At 71.2% G+C, this 9,208-nt stretch carries 9 protein-coding genes and 1 pseudogene; 3 read left to right on the forward strand and 7 right to left on the reverse strand.

The window, feature by feature from the left end; translation table 11 throughout:
* On the forward strand, nucleotides 1–344 hold a 344-nt coding region (locus AOK03_RS20720; protein ID WP_055566808.1), incomplete at its 5' end, for an FHA domain-containing protein.
* Nucleotides 345–374: 30 nt separating this feature from the next.
* Here AOK03_RS20720 and AOK03_RS20725 read toward each other — a convergent pair.
* A complete protein-coding gene (locus AOK03_RS20725; protein WP_055566809.1) occupies nucleotides 375–1,334 on the reverse strand; it encodes a methyltransferase domain-containing protein in 960 nt (319 codons plus the stop codon).
* A gap of 125 nt (nucleotides 1,335–1,459) precedes the next feature.
* On the opposite strand from AOK03_RS20725, the gene AOK03_RS20730 reads away from it, so the two are divergent.
* Entirely contained in the window at nucleotides 1,460–1,873 is a 414-nt protein-coding gene (locus tag AOK03_RS20730; RefSeq protein WP_107098046.1) for a globin, read from the forward strand.
* Between the two features lie 408 nt (nucleotides 1,874–2,281).
* Nucleotides 2,282–2,489, forward strand: a pseudogene (locus AOK03_RS44135) (ABC transporter ATP-binding protein); the annotation flags it as partial.
* A gap of 16 nt (nucleotides 2,490–2,505) precedes the next feature.
* Here the strand turns inward: AOK03_RS44135 and AOK03_RS20735 are convergent.
* The 6 genes from AOK03_RS20735 to AOK03_RS20760 form a co-directional block, all read right to left on the reverse strand.
* Nucleotides 2,506–3,192, reverse strand: a complete 687-nt coding sequence (locus AOK03_RS20735) for a DUF8185 domain-containing protein (RefSeq protein ID WP_055566811.1) — start codon at nucleotides 3,190–3,192, stop codon at nucleotides 2,506–2,508.
* Nucleotides 3,189–3,638, reverse strand: a complete 450-nt coding sequence (locus tag AOK03_RS20740; protein ID WP_079074856.1) for an acyl-CoA thioesterase — start codon at nucleotides 3,636–3,638, stop codon at nucleotides 3,189–3,191. Before AOK03_RS20740 ends, AOK03_RS20735 begins: the two co-directional genes overlap by 4 nt.
* A gap of 7 nt (nucleotides 3,639–3,645) precedes the next feature.
* Nucleotides 3,646–5,310 (reverse strand): energy-dependent translational throttle protein EttA, encoded by a 1,665-nt coding sequence (gene ettA, locus AOK03_RS20745; RefSeq protein ID WP_055566813.1) that lies wholly within the window; start codon nucleotides 5,308–5,310, stop codon nucleotides 3,646–3,648.
* Nucleotides 5,311–5,461: 151 nt separating this feature from the next.
* Nucleotides 5,462–6,856, reverse strand: coding sequence for a Cys-Gln thioester bond-forming surface protein (locus AOK03_RS20750; RefSeq protein ID WP_244177678.1), 1,395 nt, complete (start codon nucleotides 6,854–6,856; stop codon nucleotides 5,462–5,464).
* Nucleotides 6,857–7,200: 344 nt separating this feature from the next.
* Nucleotides 7,201–7,644: a single-stranded DNA-binding protein gene (locus AOK03_RS20755; protein ID WP_055566814.1), complete on the reverse strand. Its 444-nt coding sequence runs from the start codon at nucleotides 7,642–7,644 to the stop codon at nucleotides 7,201–7,203.
* A gap of 121 nt (nucleotides 7,645–7,765) precedes the next feature.
* The coding region (locus tag AOK03_RS20760; protein ID WP_055566815.1) for a P-loop NTPase family protein at nucleotides 7,766–9,208 on the reverse strand (1,443 nt) is incomplete at its 5' end.

Consider the following 9,208-nt stretch of genomic DNA (forward strand, 5'->3'; position numbering starts at 1 on the left):
GCGGCCCCGAGGCCTCGGGGCTCAACCTGCCCGCGTACTCGCCGGAGCAGCAGCGTCCGCTGGTCGGGAACCAGATCAGCATCGGCCGCCGCCGGCACTCCACGGGTGACACCCCGGACATCGACCTGTCGGTGCCGCCGGAGGACCCGGGCGTCTCGCACCAGCACGCGGTCCTGGTCCAGCAGCCGGACGGCAGCTGGGCGGTCGTCGACCAGAACTCCACGAACGGCACCACGGTCAACGGCGGCGAGGAGCCCATCCAGCCGTTCGTCCCCGTCCCCCTCCAGGACGGCGACCAGGTCCACGTGGGCGCCTGGACGACGCTCACCGTCCGCCGCGACTGACGGCACGCTCCACCCTCGCGGACGGGCCGGTCACAGGGGCCAGACGTACGGCCCTTCGGGGTCGTCGAGCCAGGCCCACTCGTACGGCCCGCTCGCGGTGATCCCGAAGCGCTCGCGCACCGGCCGCCCCTCGCGCTGCCACAGCGCGAGCGCTTCGTGCGGATCGAGGCTGCCCGCGGTCAGCTCCAGGAGGAAGCGGAAGAGATCGCTCTGCAGGGCCCTGCGCGGCAGCCCCCCGATGTGCTGCTCGTGCGGGGTCCTCGCGTCTCCCCCGCGCAGCGGCACGAAGTAGGCGGGCGTGTGCAGGAAGCGCCCCTCGGCGTGCTCCGTGTCCCGCACCGTCAGTGCGATCAGGCCGGTGGCCAGCGGCGCCAGGATCCGGGCGCCGGGCCTGCACTGGGCGAGCCACGCCCCGGGCACCGAGCTCAGGGTGCAGGTGGCGATGATCCGGTCGTAGGGCGCGTGCTCGGGGCAGCCCGCCGCGCCGTCGCCGGTCACCACGGCCGGGCGGTATCCGGCGGCCGCCAGGTGCTGCCGGGCCGACTCCGTGATCTCCGGGTCGAGGTCGACGGTGGTGACGTGGTCGTCGCCGAGCCGGTGGGCGAGCAGCGCCGCGTTGTAGCCGGTCCCCGCGCCGATCTCCAGGACGCGGTCCCCTTCGTGCACGTCCAGTTCCACCAGCATCTTCGCCATCAGGGACGGCTGGCTGCTGGAGGAGACCAGGTCCCCGTCGCGCACCCGGGTCGCGAGGGGTGCGTCCGTGTAGGCGCCGCGCAGCCAGCGGGTGCGGCGCCGTTCGTCGGGGTCCTGTCCCCACAGCCGCTCGTAGCCGCCGCCCGCGCCCACGTAGTAGTACGGCACGAACAGGTGCCGCGGCACGGCCGTGAACGCCGCCCGCCAGGCGGGATCGTCCCGCCAGGCCCCGCTCGCCTCGATCTCCCGCACGAGGGCGGTCCGGGCCTCGGCGAGCAGTACAGGATCGGATTCCATGGGTCCACTGTGCTGCGCCGCGGCCTCCTATGCGAGTGGCGGAACCGGCGCCGGACCCCCTTCCCCGGCCCCGTTGATCGTGGATGGTCCTAAGCCTTCCGTACTCGGCCGCCCCGTCTGAGACCATGGAAGGCGTGAAAGAGATCCCACACGGCACGCTTCAGGAGCAGACCTACTACGAGCAGGTCGGCGGCGAGGAGACCTTCCGACGCCTGGTGCACCTCTTCTACCAGGGGGTCGCGGAGGACCCGCTGCTGCGCCCGATGTATCCGGAGGAGGACCTGGGCCCCGCCGAGGAGCGCCTCGCGCTCTTCCTGATGCAGTACTGGGGCGGCCCCCGTACCTACAGCGACAACCGCGGCCACCCCCGGCTGCGCATGCGGCACGCGCCGTTCACGGTCGACCGGGCGGCGCACGACGCCTGGCTGAAGCACATGCGCGCGGCGGTCGACCAGCTCGGCCTCTCCGAGGAGCACGAGCGGACGCTGTGGAACTACCTCACGTACGCGGCGGCTTCCATGGTCAACTCCGAAGGCTGACATCGGTCTTCTGCCCTTTTGCACCGTCCGTTGAGTGCCTGCCCTCTGAAAGCATCCTGAGTGACTGCCGGGGGCGGCACAGCGGCAGGGGCACGGGGGTGCACGGGGTGACGGGGTTCGTTCTTCTGCGCGTGCGCGCCCATCGGCTGCGGCACACCCTGCGCACCCGGTCGGCGGCCCCGGCGGCGCTTGTGGTGCGCAGCCAAGTCCCGCCGGGTGAGGGCGAATCGGCGGAGCGTGCGGTGCGGGAGGGAGCGCGGCGCACCTTCGACGGGCTTCCGGTGCGGCTGCGCTCCCTGACCCGGTCGGGGACGTGCGCGCTGCCCGGCCCCGGCCGGGCCGACCAGCCCGACCTCACCCGTTTCGCGACCCTCGACCGGTCCAGGATCCGCCTCACCAAAGGCAGTTGGCCGCAGGTGCCCGGAGGTCCTGCGCCGCACGGAGGTCGACGCGTCGACGGGCCAGGAGTCCCTGATCTCCCGCGAGTACGCGATGCTGGACCGGGCGGGCCGCCTCCAGCTGCCCGCCGAGTACACGGCGTCCCTGGGCATGCGGGACAGGGGCGTTGGAACTCGAACAGGACCACATCGCCGTATGGCCGGACGAGCGGGAGTAATCCCCTTCCCGCGCCCTCAAGCGGGCGTGACCGTGAGCCCTCCGACTCCGGTCCGGCGCACCGCGACGGATCCGTAGTCCGTACGCAGCCGCAGCCACGCCCCCGAGGACAGCAGGGTCAGCCGGTCGCCCCGCAGGAACCCGAGGGACTGCGCCGCGTGCGCCGCCCGCACCGGCAGGTCGGTGTCGCCGACGGGCCGGGTCCAGATCTCCCGCCCCACCCGGTCGAGCTCGGCCCGCACCCGCCGCTCGGCCGGCAACTCCTCGATCCGCGACCTGAATTCGGCCACGGCCCGCTTGACCAGGGAGCGCATCGCATCCGGGGCCGGCAGCCCCGGCTCCTGACGCCAGCCGCCCCGCGGCGGCAGCACGCCCGCCCACGGAGGCCCGGTGACGGCCGCCGGGACGTCGGCGACCCCCGCCGTCTCCACGGACTCAGCCGACTCGCCGACGCGTTCCAGGAACTCGCCCGCGGAGACGGTGACGTCGAGCGTGGTGTCGAGCCCGTGCTCGTACGGCTTGGTGAGCCGCGCCGTCCGGATGACGAGCACCTCGAACGACGGCGGCCGCCCGAACACGGCGAGCGTGTCCCCGGCGGCCTGCAGCCGCACCGCGGCCGCCTTGTCGTAGTGGATCAGCCGGGCCAGGAAGGCGGCGAGATCCGCCGCCTCCCCGGCATCGGCGAAGTGGAGCCGCGCGGTCATGCGGCAAGCGCCCCCGAGCCGCCGTCGACCCCACCGGCGCTGTCGTCCACGTACTCCTGCAGGAACGACCTCTCCTCGGCGGAGATCCGCCGCGGCCGCTGCGCCTCCAGGTCGAAGGGCACGACCACGGTCGAGGCCCGCACGTACACCTGCTGCGCGTCCTTGATCTCGTACGCGATGGTCAGCGACGCCGCACCGATCTTCGTCACCCACGACTCGACGGTGACCGGCTCGTGCCGGTGCACCAACGGCCGTACGTAGTCGATCTCGTGACGGGCCACGACCGAACCGCCGGAGAACGACGGCGAACCGTCACCGGGTGCGAGCCGGAACATGAAGTCGATCCGCGCCTCCTCCAGGTACCGCAGGAAGACGACGTTGTTGACGTGCCCGAAGGCGTCCATGTCCGACCAGCGGAGCGGGCATTGGTATATGTGTCGAGCCACGGTCGCCTCAGCCCCGGGTGAGCTTCTTGTAGGTGGCACGGTGCGGACGGGTCGCGTCCGCGCCGAGGCGCTCGACCTTGTTCTTCTCGTACGACTCGAAGTTGCCCTCGAACCAGTACCACTTGGAGTCGCCCTCGTACGCCAGGATGTGCGTGGCGACCCGGTCCAGGAACCACCGGTCGTGGGAGATCACGACTGCGGCACCCGGGAACTCCAGGAGCGCGTTCTCCAGGGAGGACAGGGTCTCGACGTCCAGGTCGTTCGTCGGCTCGTCGAGGAGGAGCAGGTTGCCGCCCTCCTTGAGGGTCAGCGCCAGGTTGAGGCGGTTGCGCTCACCACCGGAGAGCACCCCGGCCGGCTTCTGCTGGTCCGGGCCCTTGAAGCCGAACGCGGAGACGTACGCCCGCGAGGGCATCTCGACCTGGCCGACGTTGATGTAGTCCAGCTCGTCGGAGACGACGGCCCACAGCGTCTTCTTCGGGTCGATGTTGGCGCGGCCCTGGTCGACGTAGCTGACCTTGACCGTGTCGCCGACCTTGATGCTGCCGGAGTCCGGCTGCTCCAGGCCCTGGATCATCTTGAACAGCGTGGTCTTGCCCGCGCCGTTCGGACCGATGATGCCGACGATGCCGTTGCGCGGCAGCGAGAAGCTGAGGTCGTCGACCAGCACCTTGTCGCCGAAGGCCTTCGACAGGTGCTCGACCTCGACCACGATCGAACCCAGCCGCGGGCCCGGCGGGATCTGGATCTCCTCGAAGTCCAGCTTCCGCATCTTGTCCGCCTCGGCGGCCATCTCCTCGTAGCGCGCCAGACGCGCCTTGGACTTGGCCTGCCGCCCCTTGGCGTTCGACCGCACCCACTCGAGCTCTTCCTTCAGACGCTTCGCACGCTTGGCGTCCTTCTGGCCCTCGACCTTGAGTCGCTGGGCCTTCTTCTCCAGGTACGTGGAGTAGTTGCCCTCGTACGGGTGGGCGCGACCGCGGTCGAGCTCCAGGATCCACTGGGCGACGTTGTCCAGGAAGTACCGGTCGTGGGTGACCGCCACGACGGCACCGGAGTACTGGGAGAGGTGCTGCTCCAGCCAGTTCACCGACTCGGCGTCGAGGTGGTTGGTGGGCTCGTCGAGGAGCAGCAGGTCGGGCGCCTCGATGAGGAGCTTGCAGAGCGCCACGCGGCGCTTCTCGCCACCGGAGAGGGTGGTGACGGGCCAGTCGCCGGGCGGGCAGCCCAGCGCGTCCATCGCCTGCTCCAGCTGAGCGTCCAGGTCCCACGCGTTGGCGTGGTCCAGGTCCTCCTGGAGCTTGCCCATCTCCTCCATGAGCGCGTCCGAGTAGTCCGTCGCCATGAGCTCGGCGACCTCGTTGAAGCGCTTGAGCTTGCCCATGGTCTCGGCGGCGCCGTCCTGCACGTTCTCCAGGACGGTCTTCGACTCGTCGAGCTGCGGCTCCTGCATGAGGATGCCGACGCTGAACCCGGGCGAGAGGAACGCGTCACCGTTGGACGGCTGCTCCAGCCCGGCCATGATCTTCAGCACCGTGGACTTACCGGCGCCGTTGGGGCCCACGACACCGATCTTCGCGCCAGGAAGGAAGCTCAAGGTGACATCGTCGAGGATCACCTTGTCGCCGTGCGCCTTGCGCGTCTTGCGCATGGTGTAGATGTACTCAGCCAAGAGAAACCGTCCGGCAATCAGTGAGTGGGCAGATACACCCCATCTTGCCGTACGGCCAGCCCCCGGCGAAAACCGGATGGTCACCCACCGGATCCCCGCCTCGCGCGCGGTAGCCGTGCGACTACCGCGCGCTCCTGCTGCTCCTGGCCCTTCACTCCTCGGTGGAGGTCTCCGCCGGGTCGTCCTTCTTGCGCAGGAAGAACACCGCCGCGCCACCGACGACGACGAACGCCACCGCGATGCCGACGATCATCGGAGTGTTGCTGTTGCTGCCGGTCTCGGCCAGGTCGCCGCCGCCGGTGGTGGTGCCGCCCGCCGACGCGGGGCTCGGCCCGGACACGGGCTGGGTCTTGCCGGTGATCGTGTCGCCCGCGGTGCGGCAGTCGAGCACACCCTTGAACCGCTTCTCCGAGCCGTTCGCCCCGTTGATCGTGAAGTCGTAGGGCTGGTCCTCCTGCAGCGGGATCGTCACGGTCTGTGACTCGCCCGCCTTGATGGTGTGCTTGAAGTCCATCAGGCGGAAGGTGAACGGCTTGTCGCCCTTGTTGGTCGCGGTGATGTCCACGCCGCTCTTTGCGCAGTTCTTCTCGGCCGAGAGCGCGGGCAGCGCTCCCTCGGCCGCCCAGTTCGCCGTCGCCGTCGCCGACACCGTCGACTCGCTGGAGCCCGCGAGGATCTGCGTCTGGCTCCTGGTCTCGGACGCGAAGGCCCGGCCGACCGGCACGGTCGTCGACGTCTGCACGGACAGCGCGGCCGAGCCGTCCGGGGCGTCCTTCGGGACGTCGAAGTAGAGGCGGCTGCCGTTGCCCGCCGACTTCACGGGCTTGCCGTTCTTGCCGACGACCTTCACGCCGCTCGCCACGGAGTCCGCGGGCGGCGTGACCGTCACCGACTCGGCGTCGGTCCGCACGGTGACCGGGCCGATCTTCTCCCCCGCGCGCCCCGACACGGCGGGCGGCTCCAGGGTGAGCGAAGCCTTGGGCTCGGCGCTGTTGCGCGCACTCCTGTACAGGTAGTCGGCGAGCTTCTCGGCCTGCGGGTCGACGGCGTCGACCTTCGCGCCGTCGGAGTACCGCCAGATCGCCACCTGGGTGCCGGCCGCGGCGGTCTGCGCGGTGAGGGATCGCGCGCCCGCCTTGCGGGCCAGCGCCGCGAGGTCGTTCACCTGCGGATACGAGTGCTGCAGGATCCAGCGGATCTTGCCCGCGTCCCGGTTGCCGTTCAGCGAGGTGCCGCTCCAGGGGGTCTCCTGGTACTTGGCGTCCTTCTGCGTGGGGTTGAGGATGTCGATGCAGTACGTCTGCAGGGCGCCGCCGCCCTCCACGGACATCTCGAAGAGTCCCGCGGGCACCTGCTGCGAGCTGCCGTTGTCACGGATGACGGCCTGGTCGAACGTCTGCAGCCCGCCCAGCGTCGCGACGGCTCCGCCCCGGTGCTGCGGCGCCTCCTCCGCGACGGCCGCGCCCGCGGCGGCCATCCCGCCCGCCAGGGCCAGACCCGCCGCCACGGTCACTGCGGCGAGACGGGCGGCGCCTCGGCTACGTATGGACAACGCAGAAAACACTGAATTCCCCTCCGGGCGGGACCCGTTCACAACGTTGGGGGGTGGTCCCGCCAGCAGACTGAATGGGGCAGGATCACCTGCCACCTGCGTGACATCACCTGCCGACTGCCCCGTGAGCTACGTCCGGCATCCTAAGGAAACGCCGCATCACGAGCCCCACGCATATCGCCGGACGGCGGATCCGACTCGGAATCGTTATCCCCAACAACCGCTCCGAGCTGGGCTTATCGACAAATCAATGACTCCCATTCGCCGATATGCCGTACTTCGGCGGTCTCGGCGAAGCGCCGTTCGACCGCCCCTGAAAGGGGCTATCTGACTGCCCGTCACCCCACCGGCTCGGGCTCCCTCTCCCTCATCCCGGCGGTATCTTCGCCCCGGCCCGCCGCCGGTTCCGTCAGGGCCGGATTGCCCCGGCCCACCCTTCGGAACGCCGCGGTCCCGCGCGACAGATCGTGCCCGACGGCCACCGCCTCGATGTCCGCGGACGTCCAGTGCTGCCCACCCCTCTCCTCGTCGCGCACCTTCAACCGGCCCTGCACGATGACCGGTTCGCCCACGGACACCGACCCCTGCACGTTCGTACCGAGCGCCCGCCAGGCCCAGACCGTGAAGAAATTGGTGTGCCCGTCGGTCCATGTGCTCTTCGCCGCGTCGTAATACCGCGCCGTCACCGCGAGCCGGAACCGCGCCACCGGCCCCGACGGCAACTCCCGGTACACCGGCGTCGTCGCGACATTCCCCACTACCGTCACCAAGGTCTCGTTCATCGCCGAACCCCTCCCCCGCTTCATCCGTTGCCTGCAGCCCCGCGGCTGTGATCTCAGATTGCACCGGTCCGGCCGATCCCGCTGAGCCCTGTGGGCGACTGCCCGATTGTGGAAAACTCCGTCACCCGATCGGGGAACGCGCCCCCGCCACCCGCACGTACTGCTCCCTGACCTCCCGGTACCGCAGCAGCTCCGCCGCCACCGGATCGAGGACTCTGGCCCGCCCGCACCCGGCCGCCGCCTCCCGCAGCCGCCGTTCCGCGTCGTGCCCGTACCGGCGCGCCGGCCCCCGCGCCGCCATCCGGCTCGCCCACTCCACGCACGGCCCGCCCACGATGCCCACCAGCATCAGCAGCGCAGGCACGCCCAGATTCGGCGTGGCGACCCCGATGATCTGTCCCACCAACCAGACTCCGCCCACGATCTGAAGCAGCGTCATCGCCGCCTGGGCCAGGACCGCGACCGGCCACCAGCCGGGGCGCGGTGGTCGCCCGCTCGGCACCCCCGCCGTCACCGCCAGCTCGTCGAGCGCCTCGGGAAGGCCTTCGGCGCCGCGCACCGCGGCCTCCCGCACGGCCTGCCCCCACGGCACGGGCAGCCCCGTCGCCGCCTCGTCTGCCACCGTGCGCACGGCGTGCTCCACCCGCTGCCGCGCCGTCGCCTCCTCGTCCACGGGCATGAGGGCGACGGGTGTCGGGACGCCCTGCGAGTACCGTCGCGCCTCGTACCAGCGCCACAGCCTGAACCACGGGTCGCCGCACGCCTTTCCGGCATGCCTGCGCCAGGCCCGCTCCGCGGCGTCCCCCGCGGCTGCCGCGCCCACGGCGTCCGCGAGCCGGTCGGCGAACTCCTCGCGCGCCTCCTCGCTGAGTCCGATCCGCCCGCGGTTGCGGCCGGAGTGCGTCCCGGTGACGTACACCGGACGCAGCCGTTCCGCGGCGGCGTCCACGTCCGCGGAGATGCGGCGGGCCGCGGCGCCCCGCTCCTGGGTGAACTGGCCGAGCGCCTCGCGCAGTTCACCGACACCTTCACCGGTCAGCGCGGAGATCGCGAGCACCGTGGCGCCCGGCTCCCCGTGCTCGCCGAGAGCCACGCCGTCCTCGTCCAGGAGCCTGCGCAGATCGTCGAGCACCTGGTCGGCGGCGTCCCCGGGGAGCCGGTCGATCTGGTTGAGCACCACGAAGGTGACTTCGGCGTGCCCGGCCATGGGCCGCAGATAGCGTTCGTGGAGCATCGCGTCGGCGTACTTCTCCGGGTCGACGACCCAGATGACGGCGTCGACGAGGGCCAGGATCCGGTCGACGTGCTCGCGGTGCTCGCCGACCGCCGAGTCGTGGTCGGGCAGATCGATCAGGACGAGCCCCTGGAGCTCGTCGGCGCCGGCTCCCTGGAGCGGGCGGCGGCGCAGGCGCCCGGGGATCCCGAGCCGGTCGAGGAGGCCCGCGGCGCCGTCCGTCCAGCTGCACCCGATGGGCGCGGCGGTGGTCGGCCTGCGCACACCGGTCTCCGAGATCATCACTCCGGCGAGGGAGTTGAAGAGCGTCGACTTGCCGCTGCCGGTGGC

Origin of the sequence: Streptomyces atriruber (assembly GCF_001418325.1) — a bacterium.
In the GTDB taxonomy this organism is placed as follows: Bacteria; Actinomycetota; Actinomycetes; order Streptomycetales; family Streptomycetaceae; genus Streptomyces; species Streptomyces atriruber.

Excerpts from the sequence above, each read along its gene's own strand:
- AOK03_RS20725 (WP_055566809.1), bottom strand. The coding sequence starts at position 1,334 with ATGGAATCCGATCCTGTACTGCTCGCCGAGGCCCGGACCGCCCTCGTG.
- AOK03_RS20730 (WP_107098046.1), top strand. The coding sequence starts at position 1,460 with ATGGAAGGCGTGAAAGAGATCCCACACGGCACGCTTCAGGAGCAGACC.
- AOK03_RS20735 (WP_055566811.1), bottom strand. The coding sequence starts at position 3,192 with ATGACCGCGCGGCTCCACTTCGCCGATGCCGGGGAGGCGGCGGATCTC.
- AOK03_RS20755 (WP_055566814.1), bottom strand. The coding sequence starts at position 7,644 with ATGAACGAGACCTTGGTGACGGTAGTGGGGAATGTCGCGACGACGCCG.